The organism is Leifsonia sp. EB34 (assembly GCF_041260585.1).
Lineage (GTDB): Bacteria > Actinomycetota > Actinomycetes > Actinomycetales > Microbacteriaceae > Leifsonia.
This window is the reverse complement of the sequence record NZ_JBGCCV010000001.1, coordinates 641,645-666,797: the sequence shown is the minus strand read 5'-3', so window position 1 is coordinate 666,797 and position 25,153 is coordinate 641,645. Positions and strand designations below refer to the sequence as shown.

The following is a 25,153-nucleotide window of genomic DNA, read 5'->3' as shown; positions in this document are numbered from 1 at the left end:
CCCGCGCGGCGTATCCGCGCACCTCTCCGGATTTACCAACCTCCCTCCCAGCCGCGTCAAGGGGATGTGTTCTCCACAGTTCCCACCTGGACGGGCCAGCCGTCGCCCCCACGACGGAGGCTGGCTGGATGACATGGATGAACGTTCTCGCGGGCCTCGGCGGAATAGCGACCTCGAACCAGTTGGTCGCAGGCGGTGTCACGGCCCGCGAACTCACCGCCGCTGTCCGCGGCGGCCGTCTGCTGCGGCCCCGCCGGGGCGTCTACGCCCTGCCCTCAGCGCCCCCGCTCGCCATCGCCGCGGTCGCCAACGGCGGACGCCTGTCATGCGTGTCGGCGGCACGGAGCTACGGGCTGTGGGGTGGGGTCGACGGACGGACCCACCTGCGCGTGCCGTCGCACGCCACCCGCCTGCCGGACGGCGACTGCGTCCGCCACTGGGTCGATGGCGATCCGCATCCCGAGTGCTGGCGGGTCTCCGTCCCCGACTGCCTCCGGTCGGCGGCGAGGTGCGCCACCGAGGAGACAGCGGTGGCGGTGCTCGACACAGCGGTCTCGGCCGGGCTTGTCACGCTGACCGGGGTCGAGCGCATCTTCTCCGACCAGCCGCCCTGGATGCGAGCCATCGCGTCCAGGGCGCGCCCGGGCTCCGACTCGGGCATCGAGTCCCTCGTCCGGCAGCGACTGGAATCCCGCGGCCATGTGGTGGAGCAACAGATCCACGTGGCCGGCGTCGGCAGAGTGGACATGCGAATCGATGGTGTCCTCTACCTCGAACTCGACGGCTTCGCCTATCACTCGGGCCGGGAGGCGTTCGAACGGGACCGCGCCCGCGACACCGGGCTGGCGCTTGCGGGCGGCCGGCGGCTCCGGGTGTCCGCGCGGCAGGTGCTGGAGGAGTGGGAGGCCGTTCTCGGCGTCGTGGAGGGGGTGTTGGTTGTTCCGGAGAAGCGTGGCGTGGTGGCCCTCAAATGACCGTAACTCCGGAGAACCGGGCCGATATGGGACGGTTCTCCGGAGTTACGGAGGGGTCAGACGATGTTGAGGAGGAGGTGGCCGGAGGAGACGGTCTCGCCGACGGCGGCGTTGATGCCGGAGACGGTGCCGTCCTTGTGGGCGGTGAGGGGCTGCTCCATCTTCATGGCCTCCAGCACCAGCACCAGGTCGCCCTTGACGACCTCGTCGCCGTCGGCGACCGCGACCTTCACGACGGTGGCCTGCATGGGCGCGGTGACCGAGTCGCCGGTGGCCGTGTCCACGGCGTGCGCTCCGGAGCGGCGGCGCGGGGCGGGAGCCGCGGCCTCCGCCGGGCCGCCGCCGCTGAGCAGGCGCGCCGGCAGCGACACCTCGATGCGCTTGCCCTCGACCTCGACCACGACATTGCTGCGGCGCTCGGCAGCGCCGGTCTCGCCCAACTCCCCGGCCCACGGCTCGACGCCGCCGGCCCACTCGGTCTCGATCCAGCGGGTGTAGATGGAGAACGGCTCGCCGTCCTGCGGCGCGAAGGCGGGGTCGCGCACGATCGCGCGGTGGAAGGGCAGCACGGTCGGCAGACCGGCGACCTCGAACTCGTCGAGCGCGCGGCGGGAGCGCTCCAGCGCCTCCTCGCGGTTGGCGCCGGTCACGATGAGCTTGGCGAGCATGGAGTCGAACGCGCCGGAGATGACGTCGCCCGCCTGGATGCCGCTGTCCACGCGGACGCCGGGGCCGCCCGGCGCCTTGAACACGTGCACGGGTCCGGGGGAGGGGATGAAGTTGCGTCCGGCGTCCTCGCCGTTGATGCGGAACTCGAAGGAATGACCGCGCGGCGCCGGGTCCGCGTAGTCGAGCTCGCCGCCCTCGGCGAGGCGGAACTGCTCGCGCACGAGGTCGATGCCGGTGACCTCCTCGGAGACCGGGTGCTCGACCTGCAGGCGGGTGTTGACCTCCAGGAACGACACGGTGCCGTCCTTGCCGATCAGGAACTCGCAGGTTCCGGCGCCTTGGTAGCCGACCTCCTTGAGGATGGCCTTCGACGCGCTGTACAGCTTGTCGAGCTGCTCCGGGGTGAGGAACGGCGCGGGCGCCTCCTCGACCAGCTTCTGGTGGCGGCGCTGCAGCGAGCAGTCGCGGGTGGAGACCACGACGACGTTGCCGTAGGCGTCCGCGAGACACTGGGTCTCGACGTGGCGCGGCTGGTCGAGGTACTTCTCCACGAAGCACTCGCCGCGACCGAACGCGGCGATGGCCTCGCGGGTGGCGGAGTCGAAGAGCTCGGCGACCTCGTCGCGGGTGCGGGCGACCTTGAGGCCGCGGCCGCCGCCGCCGAACGCCGCCTTGATGGCGACCGGGAGGCCGTGCTCGTCCACGAAGTCCAGGACCTCGGCCGCGTCGGCGACCGGGTTGAGGGTGCCGGGGGCGAGCGGAGCGCCGACCTTCTCGGCGACGTGACGGGCAGACACCTTGTCGCCGAGGCGCTCGATGGCCTCCGGCGACGGGCCGATCCAGGTCAGGCCGGAGGCGATGACGGCGCGGGCGAAGTCGGCGTTCTCGGCCAGGAAGCCGTAGCCCGGGTGCACGGCGTCGGCGCCGGAGCGGCGGGCGACCGAGAGGATCTTGTCGATGACCAGGTAGGTCTCGGCGCTGGTCGTGCCCTCGAGTGCGTACGCCTCGTCGGCGAGCCGTACGTGCAGGGCGTCGCGATCCTGGTCGGCGTAGACGGCGACGGAGGCGATTCCGCTGTCCTTCGCGGCACGGATGACGCGGACGGCGATCTCGCCGCGGTTGGCGATGAGGACCTTCGAGATACGGGGCACAATTCCCTAGCCTATGCCGGGACCGGGACCAACTTTTGGACGATCCCCACAAAAAAGCCGGTGCACGGCTTCAGAGAGTCGACAAGTGACTTCCGAGTCGACACGGGCAGTCGGTCGGGCTCATGCCCGGTTCCACAGCTCCGTCCATTCGACGCCCAGCCGGCGCACCAGGTCGCGCAGCGTCGACAGCGACAGGCCGACCACGGTGCTCGGGTCGCCCTCCACGCGGGTGATGAACGGGCCGCCGAGGCTGTCGACGGTGAACGCGCCGGCGACCTCCAGCGGCTCGCCGCTCGCGACGTAGGCGTCGATCTCGGCGTCCGTGACGTCGGCGAAGGTGACGGAGGCGACCGCCGGCGCGCCGACCGCGCCGTTCTCGCGCCCGTCCCGGTGGTCGATCAGCCAGTGCCCGGAGTGGAGCGCTCCGGTGCGGCCGCGCTGCTGCAGCCAGCGCTCGCGTGCGACCGCGGGCCGGTGCGGCTTGCCGTGGATGTGCCCGTCGATCGCGAACGCCGAGTCGCCGCCCAGGATGAGGCCGTCGATCGGCGCCCCGTGCAGCGTGCCGCGCACGGCCTCCGCCTTCAGCCGCGCGAGGAGCTGGACCATCGCCTGCGGCGACAGCGGGCCGTGCTCGGCCTCGGCCGCCGCGACGGCCGCCGGCTCGTCCACGTGCGACGGCACGACGATCGGTTCCACACCCGCCGCGCGCAGCAGGGCGAGGCGGGCGGGGGAGGTGGAGGCGAGGTAGAGGCGCATGGTCACCTGTGGGATGCTCGATGGATGCCCCAGAAGGACGAGGTCGAACTCGACATTATCAACGTCGCGCACGGCGGCGTGTTCGTCGCCCGCCACGAGGGCCGCGTGGTCTTCGTGCCCGACGCCATCCCGGGGGAGCGAGTCCGCGCCCGCGTGGCCGACCGCGCGCATGACCGGTTCTGGCGCGCCGAGCTGCTGGAGGTCCTGGAGCCGGCGGCCGAGCGGCGCGAGCACGTCTGGGGTGCCGCGTCGGTGAGCCGGGCGCCCGAGCGGCGGGCCGGCGGCGCGGAGTTCGGCCACATCCGGCTCGACCACCAGCGCGAGCTCAAGCGGCGCGTGATCGTGGACGCCCTCCAGCGCACGGCGAAGCTCGACCCCGCCGCCATCGAGGCGCTCGGCGCGAACGGCGGCGGGCCGGTGGTGGAGGCCGTCGCCGGCGAGACCGAGGACGGCACCGGCTGGCGCACGCGCGTCCGCCTCCAGGTCGGGGAGGACGGCGCGATCGGGCCGTACGCCGCCCGCACGCACACCATCGTCCCGGTCTCCGACCTCCCGCTCGCGACGAGCGCGGTCGAGGAGTCCACCCCGTTCGGCCAGCGCTTCCCGGGCGCGGAGTCGGTGGATGTGGTGGCGACCGGCAGCGGCGCGACCCATGTGCTGGTCAACGACCTCCCCGAGCGGCGCGGCAAGCGGCTGGTCCGGCCCCGCCGCCGCCCTGTACCGATCCGCGAGCGGGTGGGCGAGCGCGAGTTCCGGCTGGACGCCCGCGGGTTCTGGCAGGTGCACCGCCAGGCGGCGGCGACCCTCACGGAGGCCATCCGCTCCGCGGTGGACGAGGCGCTGTTCGACCCGCGCGCCGCGAACCTCGACCTCTACGGCGGCGTCGGCCTCCTCGCCGCGGCGCTGGGCGACCGGTTCGGCTCCACGCTCCGCATCACGTCGGTGGAGGCCGATGAGGCCGCGACCGACGACGCAGCAGAGAACCTGGCCGAGTGGGTCGGCGCGAGCGCCGTCACCGCCCGGGTGGAGCGTTTCGTCACGGGCCTGGCCGCGGAGGCCACCGCGGCCGAGCGGGCCCGGCTGCACGCGGCGACCGTCGTGCTCGACCCGCCGCGCTCCGGTGCCGGCCGGGAGGTCGTCGACGCGATCGCGTCGATGCGGCCGGCGCAGATCGTCTACGTCGCCTGCGACCCCGTCGCCCTCGCGCGCGACGTCGCCTACTTCGCGGAGCGCGGCTACCCGCTGCGCACCCTGCGGGCCTTCGACCTGTTCCCGAACACGCACCATGTGGAGGCCGTCGCCACGCTGACCCCGTGATCGCCCGGAATACATGTACACGCGCACTACGATGGTCAGCATGGTGCGAGTGGCAATCGTCGACGATCACGAGTCCGTGCGGCTCGGGCTCAAAGCTGCCTGTCAGGACGCGGGCTACGACGTCGTGGTCACCGCGGCGACGGTCGACGACTTCGTCCGGCAGCTCGGCACGCAGGAGTCCGACGTCGTCGTCCTCGACCTGTCGCTCGGCGACGGCTCCAAGGTGACCGACAACGTCAAGCGCGCCCAGGCGACCGGCGCCGCCGTGCTCGTCCACAGCATCGCCGACCGGGTCGCGAGCGTACGCGAGGCGCTCGCGGCGGGCGCCGCGGGCGTCATCCCGAAGTCCTCGCCGACCACGACGGTCATGAACGCGATCGAGACGGTCGCGCGCGGCGACGTGCTCAACAACCTGGAGTGGGCCACCGCGATCGACGCCGACAGCGACTTCGCGAAGGCCCAGCTCGGCCGCCGGGAGCGCGACGTGCTCCACCTCTACGCGTCCGGCCTGCCGCTGAAGGCGGTCGCCGCCCAGCTCGGGATCGCCAACTCCACGGCGCGCGAGTACCTCGACCGCATCCGCGTGAAGTACGTGGAGGTGGGCCGTCCCGCCCCGACGAAGGTCGACCTCCTGCGTCGCGCGGTCGAGGACGGCATCCTGCCCGGGCTCGACCCCGACACGGGCAATGAGCGCGCCTAGCGTCCAGCGCTCCGCCTCCGGAGCACCCCTCGAGGCGGCCAAGGCTCGCAACCCGCTCAGCAGGGCCAGGATCGAACGCATCTCGGATCGCACGGTGTCGGCGTTCGGCCTCGTCTTCGCACTGCAGACGTTCCCCAGCGCGCTGGGTCAGCTCGACTCCCTGCGCAGTCCGTGGGGACTCGTCGTCCTGGTCCTGATCTTCGGCGGCCTCGCCTTCACCGTCCTGCTGGCGATCTTCGCGCAGCGCTTCGTGAAGGTCACGATGGGCGTGCTGTCGGTGCTGTACTTCGCCGCGATCGTCACCTGGCCGCTGCTGGCATCCGACCCGCACGCGTTCACCTCGGACAAGCCGTGGGTGTGGTTCCTCTGCTCGGTCTTCACGGCGTTCGCCGCCGTCGCCTACCCGCTGTGGCTGGCCATCGCCTACACGATCGCCACCCCGCTCGCCTACGGGGTGGTTCGCGCGCTGCCCGCGGGCGGCGGAGTCGGTGCCGAGCTGGCCGGCCTGGACGCCGTCTATGCGATCATCCTCGGTGGCGTCATCCTGGCCATCATCGCGATGATGCGGCAGGCGGCGACCGCCGTGGACGTCGCGCAGAGCCAGGCGCTCGCCAAGTACGGCAACGCGGTGCGCCAGCACGCCACCGAGGTGGAGCGCGTGCAGGTGGACGCGATCGTGCACGACAGCGTGCTGACCACCCTGCTGTCCGCCGCCAGCGCGCGCACGCCGGAGCAGAAGGACCTGGCCGCCCGGATGGCCGCCGACGCGATCGGCCACCTGCACGCCGCGGAGGCGTCCGGCCCCGTGGATCAGACCCAGGTCGGCGTCGAGCAGCTCTCGGACCGGCTGGTGACGGCCGCACGGGCGTTCTCCTCGCCGTTCGAGGTGGACGCGCGCGACGCCGACGAGTTGCACAGCCTCCCGGTCAACGTCGCGGAGGCCGTCTACTCGGCGGCCGTGCAGGCGATGGTCAACAGCATGCAGCACGCAGGCGGCGACGAGGTGCACCGCAGCGTGGTCGTCCGCGGCGGTGAGCACGGCGCGGCGGTCCGCGTGATCGTCACCGACGACGGCCGCGGCTTCGACGCCGACGAGGTCCCGGCCGAGCGGCTGGGCCTGCGGGTGAGCATCCGCGAGCGGGTGGCGAAGGTCGGCGGCCGTGCCACCGTCGTGTCCGCGCCGGGCCAGGGCACCACGGTCACCATCGCCTGGCCCGCCGGCGAGCACGGCTCGCTGGTCGAGCGCGAGCAGGAGGCCGCCGGATGATCACCCTCAACCGCGTGCTGTTCTTGGGCCTGGGCGCGCTTTTCTCGGCCTACCACCTGTTCCTCGGGCTGTCGTCGCTGTCGACCCCCGGTTCCCCGGGGCCGGCCGTCGTGGCGATGGTGCTGTACGCGGGCGCGACCGTGCTGAGCCTGTGGCCGACGAGCCCGACCAAGATGCCGCTCTGGCTCGCGGCGTTCGACCTCGCCGTCTGCGTGGTCATCCCGATCCTGGTCACCAGCGAGCTGAACCCGGCCAAGGACAACGGCTACGCGACCTGGTACGTCGCGGCGGTGGGCACGCTGATGACGATCGCCGCCGTGCGCCGCCAGCAGTTCGTGGCGTGGGTCGGCGTCGGCTTCCTGGCCGTGCAGACCGTGTTCTGGGCGGGGCCGGGCGCGCTCGCCGGACTGGGTGTGATCGGCTCGGTCGTCTGGGTCGGGGTCGCCGTGGTCATCTCCGGCTCGCTCGCCAAGGCCGGCCGCGACGCCCTCCAGTTCGCCCGGGCCGAGCGGGAGGCCACCGAGTGGCAGGCCGCGCAGGAGGCGCACGTCATGGAGCGCCAGCTCCGGCTGCGGCAGACCTACCGCGTGGCCGCGCCGATGCTCGCCGAGATCGTGCGGAGGGGCGGCGACCTCACCGAGGCGGAGCGGCGCGAGTGCCGCTATCTCGAGGGCGCCATCCGCGACGAGATCCGCGGACGCCGCCTGCTCAACGACGATGTGCGCCGGGAGGTCATGGACGCCCGCCGCCGCGGCGTGGTGGTCAGCCTGCTCGACGAGGGCGGGATCGACGACCTCGACCAGCGCGGCCTGGAGACGGTCCTGCGCCGGCTCGCGGACGCGATCCGCGGCACGACGACGGACAAGCTGATCGTGCGGACGGTGCCGCGGTCGTCCAAGACGGCGGTGACGGTGGTGGGCCTCCGGATGTCCGACGACGGCGCCGCCAACGCGCTGGGTGCCGAGTCGGAGGACGACGAGGTCGACCTCTGGCTGGAGATCCCGCGCCCGCTGGTCGACGCCGCCCGCTGACCGCCGCAAGCCCGCTGAGGGGCAGAAGTGGGCCTTAACGGATGAAAGGGGCCGACACCCGAATTTGTCGGCCCCTTTTCAAACCCCGAGTCAGGACGACAACCCGAATATCGTCCTGACTCGCCCCCAAAGCACTCGCCCGCTTACCCTAGTCGGCGAGTGATTGGCGGTGTAACTCACGAGGAGAGACACCTAGCAGTAACAATATTGTCGCCCCTGCCGATAAATACATAGTCGTCATTTTGGGGGACCCGAGGGGGACAGTATTCGGGTCCCCGCGGAACGTCGGTGGCGGATTATCGGGTGTCCCACATCCGGGGGACTCCCCGATCGGGGTACAAACCCGGTTTCGGGGTACGCGGCGGTCTCAGGCCGAGAACGACCGCCACACGCCGGGGCCGGGTGTGAGCGGCGTGCGGAGGCTGCGCTGCGAGCGTTCCCAGCCGTCCGGTCCGCGCTGCGGCCGGGCGTCCCTGGCCGCCGCAGCGGCCTCGGCGGCGGCCGTCGCAAGCACGGCCGTGACGGCCGCGACCTCCTCCGGCGTGACGCCCTTGGTGAGGAATCGCAACTGCGACGGGTCGAGCGGAGACGGGCCGTCCGACGCTGCGTGGGCGCCGCTCACAGCGGGATGTTCCCGTGCTTCTTCGCCGGCAGCGACGCACGCTTGGTGCGCAGGGCCCGCAGCGCCTTGATGACCGAGATCCGGGTCGCGGACGGCTGGATCACGCCGTCCAGCTCGCCGCGCTCGGCGGCGAGGAACGGGCTGGCGACGTTGTAGGTGTACTCGCTGGCGAGGCGGGCGCGCACGGCCGCGACGTCCTCGCCGGCCTCCTCGGCGCGCTTGATCTCGCCGCGGTAGAGGATGTTGACCGCGCCCTGGCCGCCCATGACCGCGATCTCGGCCGTCGGCCAGGCGAGGTTCAGGTCGGCGCCGAGCTGCTTGGAGCCCATCACGATGTAGGCGCCGCCGTAGGCCTTGCGGGTGATGATCGTCACCAGCGGCACGGTCGCCTCCGCGTAGGCGTAGAGCAGCTTCGCGCCGCGCCGGATGACGCCGGTCCACTCCTGGTCGGTGCCGGGCAGGTAGCCGGGCACGTCCACCAGGGTGAGGATCGGGATGCTGAACGCGTCGCAGAACCGCACGAACCGCGACGCCTTCTCGCCCGCGTCGATGTTGAGCGTTCCCGCCATCGAGCTGGGCTGGTTGGCGACGATGCCGACCGAGCGGCCCTCCACCCGGGCGAAGCCGATCACGATGTTCGGCGCGAACAGCGGCTGGATCTCCAGGAACTCGCCGTCGTCGACGATCCCCTCGATGATCGTGGTCACGTCGTACGGCTGGTTGGGGGAGTCCGGGATGATCGTGTCCAGGCGCCGGTCGGCGTCGGTGATCTCCAGTTCCGGCTCCGCCTCGAACACCGGCAGCTCGGCCAGGTTGTTCTGCGGCAGGTAGCTGAGCAGGGTGCGCGCGTAGTCGAGGGCGTCCTCCTCGTCGCTCGCGAGGTAGTGGGAGACGCCGGAGATTTTGTTGTGGGTGAGCGCGCCGCCCAGCTCCTCGAAGCCGACGTCTTCGCCCGTGACGGTCTTGATGACGTCGGGGCCGGTGACGAACATGTGGCTCGACTTGTCGACCATGATCACGAAGTCGGTGAGGGCGGGGGAGTACACCGCGCCGCCGGCCGCCGGGCCCATGACGATCGAGATCTGCGGGATGACGCCGGAGGCGGCGGTGTTGCGGCGGAAGATCTCGCCGTACTTGCCGAGCGCGACCACGCCCTCCTGGATGCGCGCGCCGCCGGAGTCGAGGATGCCGATCATCGGCACGCCCGTCTTGAGCGCGTGGTCCATGACCTTGATGATCTTCTCGCCGGCGACCTCGCCGAGGCTGCCGCCGAAGATGGTGAAGTCCTGGCTGAAGACCGCGACGTTGCGGCCGTGGATGGTGCCGACGCCGGTGACGACCGCGTCGCCGTAGGGCCGCTTGGCCTCCATGCCGAACGCGTGCGTGCGGTGGCGGACGAACTCGTCGAACTCCACGAACGAGCCCTGGTCGAGGAGCAGGTCGATGCGCTCACGGGCGGTCAGCTTGCCCTTGGCGTGCTGCTTCTCGATCGCGGCCTGCCCGCTGGCGGTCACGGCCTCGTGGAACCGCTCCTTGAGGTCGGCCAGTTTGCCGGCGGTCGTGAAGGGATCGGGGGTCTGACGTGCTTCGGTGTCGGTCACGCCGTTCACTCTACCTGCCAGCCGAACAGCGATGCCGTCTACGGATTCCTACAAATCCGGGTGCGTTCGCTGGCAGAATTGAGCAATGAACTTCCGTCGCAGCCGGGCTGTCGTCCCCGTCCTCGAGGTGCTGCCGGAGGCCGCATCCACCAACGACGTGCTGCAGGCGCGCGCCGGAGACCTGCCCGACCTCGCGGTCGTGGTGACCGACAACCAGACGGGCGGCCGAGGGAGGCTCGGCCGGGTCTGGGTGTCGCCTCCCGCTAAGGCGCTGGCGATCTCGGTGCTGCTGCGGCCTGAAGGCCTTCCGCCGGAGGCGCTCGGCTGGTTCCCGCTGCTCGCCGGGGTCGCGATGAGTCGCGCGCTCTCGGGCTTCACGAGCCGGGAGGTCGCGGTCAAGTGGCCGAACGACGTGCTGATCGATGAGGCCAAGGTGTGCGGCATCCTCTCCGAGCTGCTGCCGGGCATGGACGGCGTGATCGTCGGCGCGGGGGTGAACCTGACGCTGGAGGCGGACGAGCTGCCGACCCCGACCTCCACCTCGCTCGCCCTGGCCGGCGCGAAGGACGTCGACCCGGACGCGGTGCTCGCGGCCTACCTCACCCAGCTCAGCGTGCTCTACCGGGAATTCGTGGCCGCCGGCGGCGACCCGCTCCGCAGCGCCCTGCGCGACGAGGTCGTCGAGGCCTGTCACACGATCGGCCGGTCCGTGCGCGTCGAGCTCCCCGGCGGCGATGTGCTGCTGGGCACGGCGACGTCGATCGACGAGTCCGGCCGGCTGATCGTGGACTCGGATGACGGCCGCACCGCGGTGGCGGCGGGCGACGTGACCCACCTGCGGTATTAATGGGATACATGAGCAGTTCGCCGGAGGGTACGCCCGCGCCACCTCCCGAGCGGGTCATCGCCCGCCTCCGGTCGAACGCGCGTGCGCTGTTCTGGCCGAGCCTCGCCCTGATCGCCGCAGCCGGCGGGGTCGGCTACTTCGCCGGACGCGTCTCCGAGGTCTGGGAGGTCGTGCTGGTGTGGAGCGCGGCGGCGGCCGCCGTCCTGCTGCTGTTCCTGCTCCCGCTCGCTGTCTGGCTGAGCCGGCGCTACACGATCACCACGCGCCGGCTGATCATCCGGCACGGCTTCTTCGTGCGCGTGCGCCAGGAGCTGCTGCACAGCCGCGGCTACGACGTCGCGGTGCGGCGGTCGTGGCTGCAGAGCATGTTCCGCTCGGGGGACGTGCTGATCAACTCCGGGCTCGACCACCCGGTCGTGCTGCGGGACGTGCCGAAGGCCGATCAGGTGCAGCGCGCGCTGAGCGAGCTGATGGAGCGCACGCAGACCGTCGTGGCGGTGCGCCGGCAGCAGTCGGAGTCAGTCTCCGACGAGACCACTGTCTGGGGTTCGCGCTAGCGTCGAACCTGTCGTCGTGGCCGGCTCGGGAGCGGTGACGATGGTCGTGGCCGGCTGAGCGGCCGTGGTCCGGGCTTTCACATTCGCGGCCTTCGCATTCGCGGCCTTCGCCTCGGCGCGGGCGGGCGAGAACACCCACCAGCGGTAGAGCGCGAAGCGGAACAGCATGCCGATCGCCAGTCCGACGACGTTCGCCGAGATGTTGTCGGCGACCGGGCCCACCATCCCGAGCAGGTAGTGCGAGATCCACACGCAGACCAGCGGGATGCCCGTGCCGGTGGCGAGGCTGACGGCGAAGAACTCGACGCCCTCGCGGGCCGCGTTGTCCTGACGCTGGCCGGAGAACGCCCAGTAGCGGTTGCCGATCCAGTTGGTGAGGATGGCGATGACCGTCGCGATGATCGTGGAGTAGATCGTCGCGTGCTGCACGTTGCGCAGCACGATCAGCAGCATCACGTTGAAGACGACGAGGTTGACCCCGAAGCCGACGGCGCCCACCGCGCCGAACTTGATCAGCTGCGGGAGGAAGCGCGCGGTGCGGCGCGCTGCGGTCGTCTCGGTCGTCATGCTCCAGCCTGGCTATGCGGGAAGATAGAGGTGCGTTCGCCACACTACGCGGCCCCGGTGTCCGGTATCTGGGAGTTGCCCGCGCACCGTGTGAAGAGTATCGAGGAGAGACATCGGAGATGGCCAGGAACAAAGTCGGTGTGATCGGCGGCGGACAGTTGGCCCGGATGATGATTCCGCCCGCGGTGGAGCTCGGCATCGACATCCGCGTGCTGGAGGAGGCCGAGGGGATGAGCGCCGACCTGGCCGCGACCGGCGTCGGCGACTACCGCGACCTCGACACCGTGCTCGCGTTCGCCGAGACGGTCGACGTCGTGACGTTCGACCACGAGCACGTGCCGCCGGCGATCCTGCGTGAGCTGGTCGGCCGCGGCATCCCCGTGCACCCGGGCCCCGGCGCGCTGCTCTACGCGCAGGACAAGCTGCAGATGCGCGCCAAGCTCAGTGAGCTCGGCCTCCCGGTGCCGGACTGGGCCCGCGTGGAGTCCGCCGACGAGCTCGGCGCGTTCCTGGCCGACCACGGCGGACGCGCGGTCGTGAAGACGGCCCGCGGCGGCTACGACGGCAAGGGCGTGCGGGTCGTGTCGGAGGCCTCCGGGGCGGACGACTGGTTCCTCGCGCTCGCCGAGGACGGCCACGGCGGCGCCCTGCTGGTGGAGGAGCTGGTGGACTTCCGCCGCGAGCTCGCACAGCTCGTCGCCCGTCGCCCGTCCGGCGAGATGGCCGCGTGGCCGGTCGTGGAGACGGTGCAGCGCGACGGCGTCTGCGCCGAGGTGATCGCCCCGGCGCCCGGCTCGGCCGGCCGGGTCGCGGAGGTCTCCGCCGACATCGCCCGCCACGTCGCCGAAGGCCTCGGCGTCACCGGTGTGCTCGCTGTGGAGATGTTCGAGACCGTCGACGGCCGGGTGCTGATCAACGAGCTGGCGATGCGCCCGCACAACAGCGGCCACTGGTCGATCGAGGGCGCCGTCACGGGCCAGTTCGAGCAGCACCTGCGCGCGGTCCTCGACCTCCCGCTCGGCTCGACCGCGCCGCGCGAGGAGTGGTCGGTGATGGTCAACATCCTCGGCGGACCCCAGTCGGGCACGCTGCAGGACCGCTACCCGGCGGCGCTGGCGGCGCACCCGGAGGCGAAGTTCCACGGCTACGGCAAGGCGCCGCGCCCTGGGCGGAAGGTCGGGCACGTGACCGTCGGCGGCGACGACCTGGACGATGTCGTCTACCGCGCGCGCGCCGCGGCGGCCTTCTTCGAGGGCTGAGCAGGAGATTCGGCGCGACACGCCCGGTCACCTCCTGCACAAGCGTGCTCGGAAGGAGATACGAGCCGAATCTCCTTCGCAGATCGCGGCGGGCCTAACCCGTCCGCCCCGCACCCCGCACCTAGCATGGTTCCCATGCCCGCACAGTCTCAGCCCCTGGTGTCCGTGATCATGGGCTCCGACTCCGACTGGTCGGTGATGCAGGAGGCCGCGAAGGTGCTCACCGAGTTCGGTGTCGCGCACGAGGTCGAGGTCGTCTCGGCGCATCGCACGCCCGAGAAGATGATCGCCTTCGGCAAGGAGGCCGCAGGGCGCGGTGTGCGCGTCATCATCGCCGGCGCCGGTGGGGCCGCGCACCTGCCGGGGATGGTCGCGGCCGTCACGACGCTGCCGGTCATCGGCGTGCCGGTGCCGCTCGCCCGGCTGGACGGGCTGGACTCGCTGCTGTCGATCGTGCAGATGCCCGCCGGCGTCCCCGTCGCCACCGTCTCCATCGGCGGCGCCCGCAACGCCGGGCTGCTCGCCGTCAAGATCCTCGCCACCTCCGACCCGGAGCTGTCCGACGCTCTGGCGCGTTTCGCCGCCGACCTCGAGGCGAGCGTGGAGGAGAAGAACCGGGCGCTGCAGTCCCAGCTCTGACGGCGGCGACCCGCTCCGCCACCCCGACTCTCGTCGCCGGCGCAGCCGGCGGCGCGCGGCTGGTGGCTCGTCGGCCTCGACTTCCTCCTGCCCGGCGCGTCTGACCCTCCCAGGTGACCCCTGAACAGGTCACAGGAACCCCCCAGCGCCCGCCGGTACCGCCGGCCGGCTCCCGCGGGTACTGGTGGAGTGTGGACGAGACGCGGACGAACAACAGTGCACGCCTGACGGCCCTCGACGGGCTCCGCGGACTCGCGGCGGTCGTGGTCGTCTTCCACCACGCGCTCTACACCAACCCCGAGTTTCCCGGCGCTCCGGGCGGCGGCCACGCTCCCGCCGGCTCGTTCATGTGGTGGATCAGCTACACGCCGCTCAAGCTGGCGTCGGCCGGCGTGGAGTCGGTGATCGTGTTCTTCGTGCTGTCCGGTCTGGTCGTGACGCTGCCCGTGGTGCGCCGGCGCGGCTTCGACTGGGTGGCCTACTTCCCGCGCCGCGTGGTGCGGCTCATGGTCCCGGTCGCGGCGTCGGTCGTGCTGGCGGCGGCGTGGGTGGCCGCCATCCCGCAAGTGAGCACGCAGCCGAGCGGGACGTGGCTCAGCAACTCCTCGACCCCGAACTTCTCGTGGGAGTACATCGTCAAGGCGATGGACCTCCTCGGCGGCGACGGCCAGATCAACAACCCGCTGTGGTCGCTGCGCTGGGAGCTCGCCTTCTCGCTGCTGCTCCCGGTGTTCGCGATCGCTGCGCTCGCCATGCGCAGGTGGTGGATGGGCGGACTGGCCCTGGCCTGCGCACTGACCTGGCTGGGCGCGCACGCCGGGTCGGGGGAGCTGGAGTACTTTCCGGCGTTCTTCGTGGGCGCCGTCATCGCCGTGCGGCTGGACGTGGTCCGCGACGCCGCCGCGCGGATCAACACCCGCTGGTTCCGCCACCCGCTCTGGGTCGCACTGACCGTCGGGAGCGCGTTGCTGCTCATCGCACCGTGGCTCCTCGGGCCGGACGTCGGGAGCATCCCCGAGGTCGACAACGTGCTGAAGGGACTGGTCCCGCTGGCGGCGGCCGGGCTCGTGGTGGCGGCGCTCGGCTGGACGCCGCTGCGCGCGCTGTTCGAATCGCGCCCGCTGCAGTTCCTCGGCGCGATCTCGTTCAGCCTGTACCTGGTGCACGTGCCGATCATCCTGTTCAGCACCTACCTGTTCGCCGGGCAGGCCTGGTACGTGCCGCTGCTCTTCGCCCTCCCGCTGGCGGTGCTGGTCGCGGTCGGCTTCACCTGGCTGATCGAGAAGCGCAGCCACGGCTGGTCGAAGCGGGCAGGGGAGTGGGCATCGGCCCGCTACCGCGCCTGGTTCGGCCGCGACGAGGAGGCTGACGCCACCCGCCGCGAGCCCGCCGTCACCTCCTCGACGCGCACCTGACGGCGCACATTCGTGACGAATCGCAGCGCGGGGCGCGGAGCGCGTCAGAGGTCGGCGTGCAGCGCCCAGACGCGCTCGGCGGAGTCGCGCCAGCTGAAGGCGCGGGCGCGGTCCGATGCGAGCACGCCGAGGCGGGTGCGCAGGTCGCCGTCGTCGAGCACGCGGCCGATGGCGCCGGCGAGGCGCTCGCTGTAGCCGGCGTCGTCCTCGGCGGAGGACGGTCGCTCCACGACCAGGCTCGCGCCGGCGGCGACCTCCACCAGCGCGGGGTCGTCGGAGTGGATGACCGGCAGGCCGAACTTGAAGGCCTCCACGATCGGGAGGCCGAACCCCTCGGCGAGGCTCGGGTAGACGAACAGCGCCGCCCGGTCGAGCACGACCGCCAGGTCGGCGTCGTCCAGCCGGCCGAGCGCGCGCACCCTGTCCTCCGGGAGGCCCGCGGCGGCGGCGACGCCGGTCGCGGTGCCGTCGCCGTAGCGGTCGGGACCGGCGATGAGCAGCGGGATGTCGTGCGCCTCCGGCAGGGCGACGGCGCGGATGAGCGGCGCGATGCCCTTGCGCGGCATGATCGAGCCCAGCGTGAACGCGTACACCGGCGGCAGGCCGAGCCGGGCGGCGCGCTCGTCGGCGTCGGCCGGGAGCCGGAGCGTCGTGGCGGGCGCCCCGCCGATGACCCGGATGCGGTCGCCGAAGTCGAGGGACTCGGCGAGGCTGTTCGCGACCGCGTGGGTGGGCACCACGATCGCGTCGGCGTGCTTGCGGGCGCGCTTGGCCATGGACTTCGTCCACATCACCGTCGTGGCGCCGAGCGACTCGGGGTGGGTCCAGGCGAGCGCGTCGTGGATGGTGACGGCGACCTGGTCGCCGTCGTTCACGGTGTCGTGCTTGCGCAGCGGAGCGAGGAGGCTCGGCGCGTGCAGCATCCCGCGCACGCCGCCGACGGCGATGCCCGACTGCCAGGCGAGCGAGAGCTCGCGCCGGGCCAGGGGCAGCCGCACGAGGTCGGCGAGGCCGGGGAGGGCGGCGCGCAGCTCGGCGAGCTGCTCGTCGGGGACGTTCGACACGAACGCGCGCACCTCGCAGCCGGCCGGTGCGGTGGCGATGAGCTGACGGGTCAGCTCTTCGGTGTACCGGCGGACGCCGCCGGTCTCTACCGAGGTGAGCTCATCGACCACCACGCTGAGTGTCGTCATTCGTCTCCAGGTCCAGGACTCCGTGCCGCGCGGCGTCTGCCAGGGCGGCCTCCCACGATCGCATCGGCGCCAGTCCGGCCTTCGTCCAGGCCCCGTGCGCGAGCACGGAATAGGACGGTCGGGGTGCGGGACGGACGAACGTCGCGCTGTCGGTCGGTGTGACCCTATCAGGGTTCAATCCGGCGGCGCTGAAGACCGCCTTCGCGAACTCGAACCAGCTCGCCTGGCCCGAATTCGTGCCGTGGTAGACCCCAGCGGGGGCGTCGGACTCCAGCAGCGTGACGATCTGCTCGGCGAGGTCGCCGGTCCACGTCGGCTGGCCGAGCTGGTCGGCGACGACGCTCACGGTCTCGTGGCTGCCGGCCAGCTTGACCATCGTGCGTGCGAAGTTCGCGCCGCCCGCGCCGTACAGCCAGGCGGTGCGCACGACGTAGGTGCCGTCCGGATGCGCCGCGAGCGCGAGTTCCTCGCCCGCCGCCTTGGTGCGGCCGTAGGCGTTGATCGGGTCGCGTGGAGTGTCCTCGGCGTAGGGCGCGGTGGCGTGGCCGTCGAACACGTAGTCGGTGGAGACGGTCACGTAGCGCGCGCCGGCCGTGGCGGCGGCGACGGCCAGGTTCTCGGTGCCGAGGGCGTTGATGGCGTAGGCCTCGTCCTCGTGCGTCTCGGCGTCGTCCACCTTGGTGTACGCGGACGCGTTGACGACGGCGTCGTGACCCGCTGCCGCGGCGACGGCCGCTTCGCGGTCGGTCACGTCGAGCTCGGTGCGGCCGAGCGCCGTCACCTCGTGGCCGTGGGCGGCCAGGGCCTTCTGGAGGTCCTGGCCGAGCTGGCCGTTCGCTCCGGCGACGAGGACGCGCATCAGTTGTCCAGCGCGGCGCGGGCCTTGAGCGGCTCCCACCAGGCGCGGTTGTCGCGGTACCACTGCACCACGTCGGCGAGGCCCTGCTGGAAGGGGACCAGCGGCTCGTAGCCGAGCTCGTTCTGGATCTTGGAGATGTCGACGGAGTAGCGCAGGTCGTGGCCGAGGCGGTCGGCGACGCGGTCGACGTACGACCAGTCCTTGCCGGTGGCGTCGAGCAGGAGCTGGGTGAGCTCCTTGTTGGTGAGCTCGGTGCCGCCGCCGATGTTGTAGATCTCGCCCGCGCGGCCGTTCACGAGCACCATCGCGATGCCGCGGGTGTGGTCGTCGACGTGCAGCCAGTCGCGGATGTTGTTGCCCTCGCCGTACAGCGGGACGTGCTTGTCGTCGATCAGGTTGGTGACGAAGAGCGGGATGACCTTCTCGGGGAAGTGGTACGGCCCGTAGTTGTTGGAGCAGCGCGTGATCGACAGGTTGAGCCCGTGCGTGCGGAAGTAGCTGCGCGCAAGCAGGTCGCTGCCGGCCTTGGACGCCGAGTACGGCGAGTTCGGCTCCAGCGGGCGGTCCTCCGCCCACGAGCCCTCGGCGATCGAGCCGTAGACCTCGTCGGTGGAGACGTGCACGAAGCGCTCGACCTTGTTGCGCAGCGCCGCGTCGAGGAGCTGCTGCGTGCCGAGCACGTTCGTCTCCACGAAGATCGACGCGTCGCGCACCGAGCGGTCGACGTGCGACTCGGCCGCGAAGTGCACCACGGCGTCGATGGTCGGGAACAGCTCGTCGAGCAGGCCGCCGTCGCGGATGTCGCCCTTGATGAAGGTGTAGCGCGGGGAGTCCGCGACCGGTGCGAGGTTCGCCAGGTTGCCCGAGTAGGTCAGTGCGTCGAGAACGACGACCTCGGCGCCCTCCAGGCCCGGGTAGGCGTCCTGCAGGGTGCGGCGGACGAAGTTGGAGCCGATGAAACCGGCGCCACCGGTGACGAGAATCTTCATAGGGATGGGCTGCTTTCTGTCGGTGAACCGGCGTCGAGTCTACCGGAGGCCCCCTTGCTAGACTCCACGGGTGCAGATCCGAGAACTTTCGATCCCCGACGCCTACGAGATCACCCCGGTGCAGCACGCGGACGACCGCGGCCTGTTCTTCGAGTTCTACCGGTTCGACCGGTTGGAGGAGGCGGTCGGCCACTCGCTCGACCTCAAGCAGGGCAACACCTCGGTGTCGCGCCGCGGCTCGGTGAGAGGAATCCACTTCGCCGACATCCCGCCGAGCCAGGCCAAGTACGTCATGGCGCCGCGCGGCGCGGTGCTCGACTTCGTCATCGACATCCGCGTCGGCTCTCCGACGTTCGGCCAGTGGGACTCCGTGCTGCTCGACGACACCGACCGCCGCGCGATCTACGTCGCGGAGGGCCTCGGCCACTGCTTCGTCGCGCTGACCGACGACGCGACCGTGAGCTACCTGGTGACCGACGTGTACAACCCGGGACGCGAGCACGGGATCAACCCGCTCGATGGCGACATCGCCCTCGAGTTCCCCGTGCCGGCGGACGAGCTCCTGCTCTCCGCCAAGGACACCGACGCCCCCGGCCTCCTGCAGGCGAAGGAGAGCGGCTCGCTTCCCACCTGGGACGCGGCACGCGCCTTCTACGCCTCGCTGAACGACAAGTAAGGACCCCAGACACCATGCGCGGAATCATCCTCGCCGGCGGCTCCGGCACCCGGCTCTGGCCCATCACCAAGGGCATCTCCAAGCAGCTGATGCCCATCTACGACAAGCCGATGGTCTACTACCCGCTGTCGACGCTGATGATGGCCGGGATCAACGAGATCCTCATCATCACCACACCGGAGTACAACGAGCAGTTCCGCGCGCTCTTCGGGGACGGCTCGCAGCTCGGCATCCGGCTGGAGTACGCCGTGCAGCCCTCGCCGGACGGCCTCGCGCAGGCGTTCATCATCGGCGAGGAGTTCATCGGCGACGAGTCGGTCGCCCTGGTGCTCGGCGACAACATCTTCCACGGCACCGGCCTCGGCTCGTCGCTGCGGCAGCACAACGACATCGACGGCGCGCTCATCTTCGCCTACCAGGTCAGCGACCCGACCGCCTACGGCGTTGTCGAGTTCGACGACAACTTCACCGCGCTCTCCATCGAGGAGAAGCCCGCCAAGCCCAAGAGCAAGTACGCCGTCCCCGGCCTCTACTTCTACGACAACTCCGTGGTCGAGATCGCCAAGACCATCGAGCCGAGCGCGCGCGGCGAGCTGGAGATCTCCACGGTCAACGAGCGCTACCTGCAGGCCGGCAAGCTGCAGGTGCAGGTGCTCGACCGCGGCACCGCGTGGCTGGACACCGGGACGTTCGAGTCGATGATGCAGGCGTCGGAGTACGTGCGCGTCATCGAGGACCGGCAGGGCTTCAAGGTCGGCTGCGTCGAAGAAGTGGCCTGGCGCGCCGGCTGGATCGACGACGAGCGTCTCGCCGAACTCGCCGCACCGCTGGTGAAGAGCGGCTACGGCCAGTACCTGACGCGGCTGCTGGAGGTCTGAGGCCCGGGCCGAGGCCGCAGGCTCACAGTCCGCGTGTGAGCAACCAGGCGCGGGCTGCGAGCGCGACGCGGAGCGTGAGCCGTACCGGCGCCAGGAGCGGTCCGGGGTACTTGTTCGAGAGGAACCGGTAGGCGCTCTGGTGGTGCGCCGCGAGCATCCGCTTCGACTCGGTACGGGTGGACAGCCCGCCGTGGTGGATGACCGACGCCGTGGGCTCGTAACGGTTGCGGTAGCCGTGCTTGCCGAACCGGTAGCCGAGGTCGACGTCCTCGAAGTACATGAAGTAGCCCTCGTCGAACCCGTCGACGCGCTCGAACGCCTCGCGGCGCACGAGCAGGCATGCACCGGAGAGCCAGCCGACGTCGCGGGCCTCGGTCTCGCGCTCGGCGCGGTAGGAGCGGGTCCACGGGTTGCCGGGCCACACCCGCACGAACAACGCGTGGCCGATGCCGGTGCGCAGCGAGGGGATGCTGCGAGCCGACGGGTACACGGAGCCGTCCTCGTTGAGGATGCGGGGGCCGACGGCGGCGATCCGGGGGTCCGAGTCGAGGCGCTCCCGCAGGATGTCGATGGCGCCGGGCGTCACGATGATGTCCGGGTTGCTCACCAGGACGGCGTCGACGGTCTCCGGGAGGGTGCAGACCGCGCGGTTGATGGCGCCGCCGTAGCCGTGGTTCTCGCCGAGCGCGACCACTTCGGCGCCGAACTGCGACGCGATGCGACGCGTCTCGGCGAGGTCGGAGGAGCCGTTGTCCGCGATGAGCACCCGCAGGCCGCGGCTCAACTCCGTCCGGAGGCTCGTCAGGAAGGAGTCGAACTGCCCGCTCGAGTTGTAGCTGACGGTCACGACGGCCGTCGCATCGGCTGATCGGGGCACCCGTCGAGCATACAGTCCCGTCTGGATTCCCCTTTCATCCTTCTGTGGGAAGATTGCGGACGGCAGAACGGCGCGTCTGCGCCAGGACGACGACCGAGCCAGCACGACACACAACCGAGCCAGCACGACACACAACAGAGGAAGACGAGTAGACGACGTGGCAGCAGTGGGCAAGCTTTTCTCTCGAGCCGTCGAACGTGGCCCCCGGGTGATCGCGCGGAAGACCCGCACTGCCTTCCTGATGGTCAAGAACAACGGCCTCGGCGCCACCATCGGCTACGCCCGTTCCAAGGTCGGCCAGGTCACCGGACCGCAGAAGACGCGCCTGCTCGTCGACATCACCGACGCCGCCGCCGTCGACTGGACCACGATCCCCGAGCGGATCGCCGACCCCCTGGTGGTGACCGACCGGCCGTCGCGGATCGCGTGGATCATGTCCCCTCCCGGCAAGGAGAGCGGCGGCCACCAGAACCTGTTCCGTTTCATCAAGTTCGCCGAGCAGGCCGGTCACCGATGCGACGTGTACCTGTACAACGCGAGCGACGCGGCGGTCGACCTCCAGGTCGTGCGCGACATGCTCGAGGCGTCGGAGGCCTACCCGCACCTCGACGGCGAGATCCGGATCTGGGACAGGACCGCGGGATTCGCCTACGACACGGACGCGATCTTCGCGACCGGCTGGGAGACCGCCTACCCGGCGTTTCTGGACCCGTCGCGCGCCAGGAGGCTGTACTTCGTCCAGGACTTCGAGCCGGTGTTCTACCCGCTCGGCTCCGAGGCGCTGCTCGCCGAGAACACCTACCGGTTCGGCTTCCACGCGATCACCGCGGGGGGCTGGCTCGCCGACAAGCTGCACCGTGAGTACGGGATGAAGGCCGACCATTTCGACTTCTCCGTGGACCGTACGCGCTACCGCTACGAGAACGCGGAGCGACGGAACGAGATCTTCTTCTACGCCCGCCCGGTGACGCCGCGGCGCGCGTTCGAGTTCGGCCTGATCGCCTTGGCGGACTTCGCCAAACTCCGCCCGGACGTGAAGATCAACCTCGCGGGCTGGGATGTCTCCAACTGGGAGATCCCCTTCGAATACGAGAATCTTTCCAGCCTGCAGCTCAGCGAGCTGAACGCCGTCTACAACCGCTGCGCCGCCGGTCTGGTCCTATCGCTGTCGAACATGTCGCTCCTGCCGCTGGAACTCCTGGCGAGCGGCGTGATCCCGGTCGTGAACGACGGGCCGAACAACCGCATGGTCTCGGACAATCCGCACATCGCGTACGTCCCGGCCTCCCCGCTCGCCATCGCGCGGAAGCTGGTCGAGGTGCTCGAACGCCCGGACGCTCCGGAGTACGCGCGGATCGCTTCCGAGTCCGTCGGGAACTCCACCTGGGACGACTCGGGCCGCACCTTCGTCGAGGCGTTCGAGAGGGCGATGCGTGGATAGCGCTGCTGTCATCGGTGCGAACGGCTTCCTCGGGTCGCATCTCGTCGACGCTCTCGTCCGGGAGGGCCTGCATGTCACAGCGTTCGATCGCTTCTCGGCCAAGCCGTCCTTCACGACCGACCGGGCCCGGCCGGTCACCGGCGACTTCCTGAACCGTTCAGATCTCGACGACGCCGTCGCGGGTCAGCGCTACGTGTTCCACTTCCTCTCGACCACGACCCCGGCGACGGCCGCGGGCGACCCGACGCTGGACATCCGCACCAACGTCGCCCAGACGGTCGAGCTTCTCGAGAGTTGTGTCGCAGCAGGAGTCGAGCGCGTCTTCTACGCCTCGACCGGTGGTGCGATCTACGGAGACCAGGGCAAGCCGGAGTACTCGGAGGCCGACCGGGCGCTTCCCGTCTCGCCGTACGGCATCGGCAAGCTCACGATCGAGCACTACCTGGAATTCTTCCGCCGCACGCACGGCCTCGACTACACCGTCCTGCGCATCTCGAACCCGTACGGGACGCGCCAGCACCCGAACCGCAAGCAGGGTCTTATCCCGATCGCGCTGCGCCGCATCGCGCAGGGCCAGCCGGTCCTCCAATTCGGCGACGGCAGCATGGTGCGCGATTACATCTACGTCGAGGACCTGGTGAGGATGATCCTGCCGCTGGTGCGCACCGTCGGCCGGCACCGCCTCTACAACATGGGCAGTGGGACGGGATCGTCGGTGGCCGAGATCCTGCAGACGCTCCGCGAGGTGACGGGCGTGGATTTCGCCGTGGACGTCCGCCCCTCGCCGCCGACGTTCGTCGACCGCGTCGTGCTGGACACCGCCCGCTACACGAGCGAGTTCGGGACGCTGGGGGAGCCGGTGGGGCTGTACGCCGGCATCGAGCGCACCTACGAGGAGATCCGGAGAGAACGTGACTGACGCGCCGTCCGTGGACGTGACGATCGCCATTCTGACGTACAACGGGGAGACCTACCTGAGGCGCATCCTCGAGATGATCCGCCGGCAGGACTTCGCGGGGAGCGTCGAGGTGCTGGTGATCGACTCCGGCTCCACCGACAGCACGCTCTCGATCGTCGCCGACTTCCCCGAGGTCGTTCTGAAGCAGATCCCGAACAGCGAGTTCGGCCACGGCCGCACCCGCAACCTGGCGGCGCAGCTCGCCACAGGCGAATTCGTCGTGTACCTGACTCACGACGCCATCCCCGCCTCCGAGAGCTGGCTCACCGAGCTCCTCGCCCCGTTCGCCATCGACGAGAAGATCGTGGCCGTCATGGGCAAGCAGGTCCCGCGGCCCGGCTGCTTCCCGCTGCTCAAGTACGAGATCCGAGGGGTGTTCGCCGGCTTCGGCCCCGACTTCGGCACGACGGTCTTCTACAAGGACGACTTCGCCAAGGACGAGGGAGTGCTCGGCGCGATGGCGTTCTACTCGGACGTGAACTCGGCCGCGCGCCGCAGCTTCCTGACCGACGTCGTCCCGTACCGCGACGTGCGGTATGCGGAGGACCAGCTCTTCGGCCGCGACCTGCTCGAGGCGGGGTACTCCAAGGCGTACGCCGGACGTGCGGCGGTCGAGCACTCGAACGACCTCACGCTGGGCGAGTACGAGCGGCGCATCTTCGACGAGACGGTCGGGCTGCGCGAGATCGGCTTCCCGATCCCGCCGATGTCGCGGCCGCAGCAGCTTCGGCTGACCGCGCGCGGGATCGTCGGTGACACCCTCCGCATCCTCCGCGACAGCGAATACTCCTGGAAGCGCAAGGCGTTCTGGCTCGTGGTCAACCCGGCGTACCAGGTGGTCAAGTGGTCCAGCTACCGCGACTCGACGCTTGTCGACATCACGGACGTGGACGCGGTGCGCGCGAAGTCGCTCGAGCACTCCCGCAAGCGCGACTGACCGGCGTCGCCGCGGGTCAGCGCAGGGCGCGCGCGAGCTCGCGGCCGATGCGCGCGACGCTCGTGCGCTCGCGGACGCCGCGCATGATGTCGAGTCCGCGTTCCCACTCGGGCGACCCGAAGTCGTCGCGCACGTGAGCGAGCGCGTCGAGGATCGCCTGCTCGTCCGGCTCGCCGTCGATGAGGTACGGGTAGTCGTCGCCGAGCCAGAGCACGGCCTCCGCCTGGGATCGCTGGATCAGGATGTTGCAGCCGGTGTGCGCGGCCGTGAAGCCCTTGAGGAAGGGTTTGTGCAGGTCGGCGCCGCGGAACCGCCGCACAGCGTAGTGCAGATTGAACTCGGGGATCCGGCCGAGCCACGCGGGGTCCTGGGACGACGTGTCGACGAGGACGGGGGTGACCCTCTCCTCGATCCTGGGCGTCAGCACGGCATTCACGAGCTCGCCGAAGTAGCCGGCGCGCAGCCGGTCGGTCGGGGGTGTGCGGGCCGCCGAGTCCAGCCGCGGGTCGACGTGGTGGTTCACCAGCACGACCTCGCGCGTCGGGTGGTCGCGCTGCAGATCGGTGAAGGCGGTGAGGGAGGCTGCGACGATGGCGTCGGCGTACCCGCTGGTCGGCGGTGGGGCCTCGTCGACGACGTCGAACAGGAGGCGGTTGCCGGCCGCCTTGAGCGCTTCGAGGCGTTCGGCGGTGGCGACGCGGAGCGCTCCCTTGGTCAGGAAGAGCGTGGATCGGCGGAGGTCGGCGTCGAGCGGACTGTAGCGGACCCGCGCGCGCCGGCCGAGGGCGGCCTCCGCGATCCGGGCGAGTTGGCGGCCGCGCATGACCGTCGACCCCGATTCGGCGAAAGTCGGGGCGTACACGAAGTGCACGTCCAGCGTGGACCGGAGCATGACGACAATCCTATCCGGGTAGAGTTGTTGGGACTTGCGAGCCGCGCGTCGACGAGGATGCGGGCGAGCCATCCATGGAAA

Annotated in this window: 25 protein-coding genes; 15 read left to right on the top strand and 10 right to left on the bottom strand. The window is 70.7% G+C overall.

Annotation, left to right across the window (positions count from 1 at the left end; genetic code table 11):
- Positions 1 to 128 precede the first annotated feature (128 nt).
- Positions 129 to 974: an endonuclease domain-containing protein gene (locus ABIA36_RS03205; protein ID WP_369960823.1), complete on the top strand. Its 846-nt coding sequence runs from the start codon at positions 129 to 131 to the stop codon at positions 972 to 974.
- 56 nt (positions 975 to 1,030) lie between these two features.
- Here the strand turns inward: ABIA36_RS03205 and ABIA36_RS03200 are convergent, their stop codons facing one another.
- Positions 1,031 to 2,794 (bottom strand): biotin carboxylase N-terminal domain-containing protein, encoded by a 1,764-nt coding sequence (locus tag ABIA36_RS03200; protein WP_369960822.1) that lies wholly within the window; start codon positions 2,792 to 2,794, stop codon positions 1,031 to 1,033.
- Positions 2,795 to 2,914: 120 nt separating this feature from the next.
- Positions 2,915 to 3,550 (bottom strand): nucleoside triphosphate pyrophosphatase, encoded by a 636-nt coding sequence (locus tag ABIA36_RS03195; RefSeq protein WP_369962067.1) that lies wholly within the window; start codon positions 3,548 to 3,550, stop codon positions 2,915 to 2,917.
- 24 nt (positions 3,551 to 3,574) lie between these two features.
- Here ABIA36_RS03195 and ABIA36_RS03190 point away from each other — a divergent pair, with 24 nt between their 5' ends.
- The 4 genes from ABIA36_RS03190 to ABIA36_RS03175 are packed head-to-tail and all read left to right on the top strand — an operon-like array spanning position 3,575 to position 7,865.
- Positions 3,575 to 4,867, top strand: coding sequence for a class I SAM-dependent RNA methyltransferase (locus ABIA36_RS03190; protein WP_369960821.1), 1,293 nt, complete (start codon positions 3,575 to 3,577; stop codon positions 4,865 to 4,867).
- A gap of 40 nt (positions 4,868 to 4,907) precedes the next feature.
- Positions 4,908 to 5,567 carry a response regulator gene (locus ABIA36_RS03185; RefSeq protein ID WP_369960820.1) on the top strand — a complete coding sequence of 220 codons (660 nt, stop codon included), beginning with the start codon at positions 4,908 to 4,910 and terminating at the stop codon, positions 5,565 to 5,567.
- Entirely contained in the window at positions 5,554 to 6,834 is a 1,281-nt protein-coding gene (locus tag ABIA36_RS03180) for an ATP-binding protein (protein ID WP_369960819.1), read from the top strand. Before ABIA36_RS03185 ends, ABIA36_RS03180 begins: the two co-directional genes overlap by 14 nt.
- On the top strand, positions 6,831 to 7,865 hold the full coding sequence (locus ABIA36_RS03175; RefSeq protein ID WP_369960818.1) for a hypothetical protein: 1,035 nt from the start codon (positions 6,831 to 6,833) through the stop codon (positions 7,863 to 7,865). Before ABIA36_RS03180 ends, ABIA36_RS03175 begins: the two co-directional genes overlap by 4 nt.
- 367 nt (positions 7,866 to 8,232) lie before the next feature.
- Here the strand turns inward: ABIA36_RS03175 and ABIA36_RS03170 are convergent, their stop codons facing one another.
- The gene (locus ABIA36_RS03170) at positions 8,233 to 8,487 is read right to left on the bottom strand and encodes an acyl-CoA carboxylase epsilon subunit (protein WP_369960817.1); all 255 of its coding nucleotides are present in this window, start codon (positions 8,485 to 8,487) and stop codon (positions 8,233 to 8,235) included.
- Positions 8,484 to 10,097, bottom strand: a complete 1,614-nt coding sequence (locus ABIA36_RS03165; RefSeq protein WP_369960816.1) for an acyl-CoA carboxylase subunit beta — start codon at positions 10,095 to 10,097, stop codon at positions 8,484 to 8,486. Before ABIA36_RS03165 ends, ABIA36_RS03170 begins: the two co-directional genes overlap by 4 nt.
- A 76-nt stretch (positions 10,098 to 10,173) precedes the next feature.
- Here ABIA36_RS03165 and ABIA36_RS03160 point away from each other — a divergent pair, with 76 nt between their 5' ends.
- Both ABIA36_RS03160 and ABIA36_RS03155 read left to right on the top strand, forming a co-directional pair.
- The gene (locus tag ABIA36_RS03160) at positions 10,174 to 10,935 is read left to right on the top strand and encodes a biotin--[acetyl-CoA-carboxylase] ligase (RefSeq protein WP_369960815.1); all 762 of its coding nucleotides are present in this window, start codon (positions 10,174 to 10,176) and stop codon (positions 10,933 to 10,935) included.
- Between the two features lie 8 nt (positions 10,936 to 10,943).
- Entirely contained in the window at positions 10,944 to 11,492 is a 549-nt protein-coding gene (locus tag ABIA36_RS03155) for a PH domain-containing protein (protein ID WP_369960814.1), read from the top strand.
- Here ABIA36_RS03155 and ABIA36_RS03150 read toward each other — a convergent pair.
- Positions 11,454 to 12,059 (bottom strand): GtrA family protein, encoded by a 606-nt coding sequence (locus tag ABIA36_RS03150; RefSeq protein ID WP_369960813.1) that lies wholly within the window; start codon positions 12,057 to 12,059, stop codon positions 11,454 to 11,456. The genes ABIA36_RS03155 and ABIA36_RS03150 overlap by 39 nt on opposite strands.
- 119 nt (positions 12,060 to 12,178) lie before the next feature.
- On the opposite strand from ABIA36_RS03150, the gene ABIA36_RS03145 reads away from it, so the two are divergent.
- The 3 genes from ABIA36_RS03145 (at position 12,179) to ABIA36_RS03135 (ending at position 15,372) form a co-directional block, all read left to right on the top strand.
- A complete protein-coding gene (locus tag ABIA36_RS03145; protein WP_369960812.1) occupies positions 12,179 to 13,318 on the top strand; it encodes a 5-(carboxyamino)imidazole ribonucleotide synthase in 1,140 nt (379 codons plus the stop codon).
- Between the two features lie 135 nt (positions 13,319 to 13,453).
- Positions 13,454 to 13,957, top strand: coding sequence for a 5-(carboxyamino)imidazole ribonucleotide mutase (purE, locus tag ABIA36_RS03140; RefSeq protein ID WP_369960811.1), 504 nt, complete (start codon positions 13,454 to 13,456; stop codon positions 13,955 to 13,957).
- Positions 13,958 to 14,148: 191 nt separating this feature from the next.
- Positions 14,149 to 15,372, top strand: a complete 1,224-nt coding sequence (locus ABIA36_RS03135; protein ID WP_369960810.1) for an acyltransferase family protein — start codon at positions 14,149 to 14,151, stop codon at positions 15,370 to 15,372.
- A 44-nt stretch (positions 15,373 to 15,416) separates the two neighbouring features.
- Here the strand turns inward: ABIA36_RS03135 and ABIA36_RS03130 are convergent, their stop codons facing one another.
- Genes ABIA36_RS03130 through rfbB form a run of 3 tightly spaced genes read right to left on the bottom strand, consistent with a single transcriptional unit; the run spans position 15,417 to position 18,413 of the window.
- Positions 15,417 to 16,565, bottom strand: a complete 1,149-nt coding sequence (locus ABIA36_RS03130; RefSeq protein WP_369960809.1) for a glycosyltransferase family 4 protein — start codon at positions 16,563 to 16,565, stop codon at positions 15,417 to 15,419.
- Positions 16,537 to 17,424: a dTDP-4-dehydrorhamnose reductase gene (rfbD, locus tag ABIA36_RS03125; protein WP_369960808.1), complete on the bottom strand. Its 888-nt coding sequence runs from the start codon at positions 17,422 to 17,424 to the stop codon at positions 16,537 to 16,539. Before rfbD ends, ABIA36_RS03130 begins: the two co-directional genes overlap by 29 nt.
- Positions 17,424 to 18,413: a dTDP-glucose 4,6-dehydratase gene (rfbB, locus tag ABIA36_RS03120; protein ID WP_369960807.1), complete on the bottom strand. Its 990-nt coding sequence runs from the start codon at positions 18,411 to 18,413 to the stop codon at positions 17,424 to 17,426. Before rfbB ends, rfbD begins: the two co-directional genes overlap by 1 nt.
- 70 nt (positions 18,414 to 18,483) lie before the next feature.
- On the opposite strand from rfbB, the gene ABIA36_RS03115 reads away from it, so the two are divergent.
- Both ABIA36_RS03115 and rfbA read left to right on the top strand, forming a co-directional pair.
- A complete protein-coding gene (locus ABIA36_RS03115; RefSeq protein WP_369960806.1) occupies positions 18,484 to 19,089 on the top strand; it encodes a dTDP-4-dehydrorhamnose 3,5-epimerase family protein in 606 nt (201 codons plus the stop codon).
- Between the two features lie 14 nt (positions 19,090 to 19,103).
- Positions 19,104 to 19,967, top strand: coding sequence for a glucose-1-phosphate thymidylyltransferase RfbA (gene rfbA / locus ABIA36_RS03110; protein ID WP_369960805.1), 864 nt, complete (start codon positions 19,104 to 19,106; stop codon positions 19,965 to 19,967).
- 22 nt (positions 19,968 to 19,989) lie between these two features.
- Here rfbA and ABIA36_RS03105 read toward each other — a convergent pair whose 3' ends face one another.
- Positions 19,990 to 20,844 carry a glycosyltransferase family 2 protein gene (locus tag ABIA36_RS03105; RefSeq protein WP_369960804.1) on the bottom strand — a complete coding sequence of 285 codons (855 nt, stop codon included), beginning with the start codon at positions 20,842 to 20,844 and terminating at the stop codon, positions 19,990 to 19,992.
- A 208-nt stretch (positions 20,845 to 21,052) separates the two neighbouring features.
- Between ABIA36_RS03105 and ABIA36_RS03100 the strand changes: the two genes are divergently transcribed.
- From ABIA36_RS03100 to ABIA36_RS03090, 3 genes are read left to right on the top strand one after another with little or no spacing between them, the layout of a single operon-like run.
- Positions 21,053 to 22,285, top strand: coding sequence for a glycosyltransferase family 1 protein (locus tag ABIA36_RS03100; protein ID WP_369960803.1), 1,233 nt, complete (start codon positions 21,053 to 21,055; stop codon positions 22,283 to 22,285).
- Complete coding sequence (locus tag ABIA36_RS03095) at positions 22,278 to 23,204, top strand: NAD-dependent epimerase/dehydratase family protein (protein ID WP_369960802.1); 927 nt, start codon at positions 22,278 to 22,280, stop codon at positions 23,202 to 23,204. Before ABIA36_RS03100 ends, ABIA36_RS03095 begins: the two co-directional genes overlap by 8 nt.
- Positions 23,197 to 24,180 carry a glycosyltransferase family 2 protein gene (locus tag ABIA36_RS03090; protein WP_369960801.1) on the top strand — a complete coding sequence of 328 codons (984 nt, stop codon included), beginning with the start codon at positions 23,197 to 23,199 and terminating at the stop codon, positions 24,178 to 24,180. Before ABIA36_RS03095 ends, ABIA36_RS03090 begins: the two co-directional genes overlap by 8 nt.
- 16 nt (positions 24,181 to 24,196) lie before the next feature.
- Here ABIA36_RS03090 and ABIA36_RS03085 read toward each other — a convergent pair whose 3' ends face one another.
- Positions 24,197 to 25,072: a hypothetical protein gene (locus tag ABIA36_RS03085; protein ID WP_369960800.1), complete on the bottom strand. Its 876-nt coding sequence runs from the start codon at positions 25,070 to 25,072 to the stop codon at positions 24,197 to 24,199.
- Positions 25,073 to 25,153: the final 81 nt, after the last annotated feature.

What these genes read in the sequence shown, in the direction of transcription:
- ABIA36_RS03205 (WP_369960823.1), top strand. Translation starts at nt 129, where the DNA reads ATGACATGGATGAACGTTCTCGCGGGCCTCGGCGGAATAGCGACCTCG.
- ABIA36_RS03195 (WP_369962067.1), bottom strand. Translation starts at nt 3,550, where the DNA reads ATGCGCCTCTACCTCGCCTCCACCTCCCCCGCCCGCCTCGCCCTGCTG.
- ABIA36_RS03190 (WP_369960821.1), top strand. Translation starts at nt 3,575, where the DNA reads ATGCCCCAGAAGGACGAGGTCGAACTCGACATTATCAACGTCGCGCAC.
- ABIA36_RS03185 (WP_369960820.1), top strand. Translation starts at nt 4,908, where the DNA reads ATGGTGCGAGTGGCAATCGTCGACGATCACGAGTCCGTGCGGCTCGGG.
- ABIA36_RS03180 (WP_369960819.1), top strand. Translation starts at nt 5,554, where the DNA reads ATGAGCGCGCCTAGCGTCCAGCGCTCCGCCTCCGGAGCACCCCTCGAG.
- ABIA36_RS03175 (WP_369960818.1), top strand. Translation starts at nt 6,831, where the DNA reads ATGATCACCCTCAACCGCGTGCTGTTCTTGGGCCTGGGCGCGCTTTTC.
- ABIA36_RS03160 (WP_369960815.1), top strand. Translation starts at nt 10,174, where the DNA reads ATGAACTTCCGTCGCAGCCGGGCTGTCGTCCCCGTCCTCGAGGTGCTG.
- ABIA36_RS03155 (WP_369960814.1), top strand. Translation starts at nt 10,944, where the DNA reads ATGAGCAGTTCGCCGGAGGGTACGCCCGCGCCACCTCCCGAGCGGGTC.
- ABIA36_RS03150 (WP_369960813.1), bottom strand. Translation starts at nt 12,059, where the DNA reads ATGACGACCGAGACGACCGCAGCGCGCCGCACCGCGCGCTTCCTCCCG.
- ABIA36_RS03145 (WP_369960812.1), top strand. Translation starts at nt 12,179, where the DNA reads ATGGCCAGGAACAAAGTCGGTGTGATCGGCGGCGGACAGTTGGCCCGG.
- purE (WP_369960811.1), top strand. Translation starts at nt 13,454, where the DNA reads ATGCCCGCACAGTCTCAGCCCCTGGTGTCCGTGATCATGGGCTCCGAC.
- ABIA36_RS03130 (WP_369960809.1), bottom strand. Translation starts at nt 16,565, where the DNA reads ATGACGACACTCAGCGTGGTGGTCGATGAGCTCACCTCGGTAGAGACC.
- rfbD (WP_369960808.1), bottom strand. Translation starts at nt 17,424, where the DNA reads ATGCGCGTCCTCGTCGCCGGAGCGAACGGCCAGCTCGGCCAGGACCTC.
- rfbB (WP_369960807.1), bottom strand. Translation starts at nt 18,413, where the DNA reads ATGAAGATTCTCGTCACCGGTGGCGCCGGTTTCATCGGCTCCAACTTC.
- rfbA (WP_369960805.1), top strand. Translation starts at nt 19,104, where the DNA reads ATGCGCGGAATCATCCTCGCCGGCGGCTCCGGCACCCGGCTCTGGCCC.
- ABIA36_RS03085 (WP_369960800.1), bottom strand. Translation starts at nt 25,072, where the DNA reads ATGCTCCGGTCCACGCTGGACGTGCACTTCGTGTACGCCCCGACTTTC.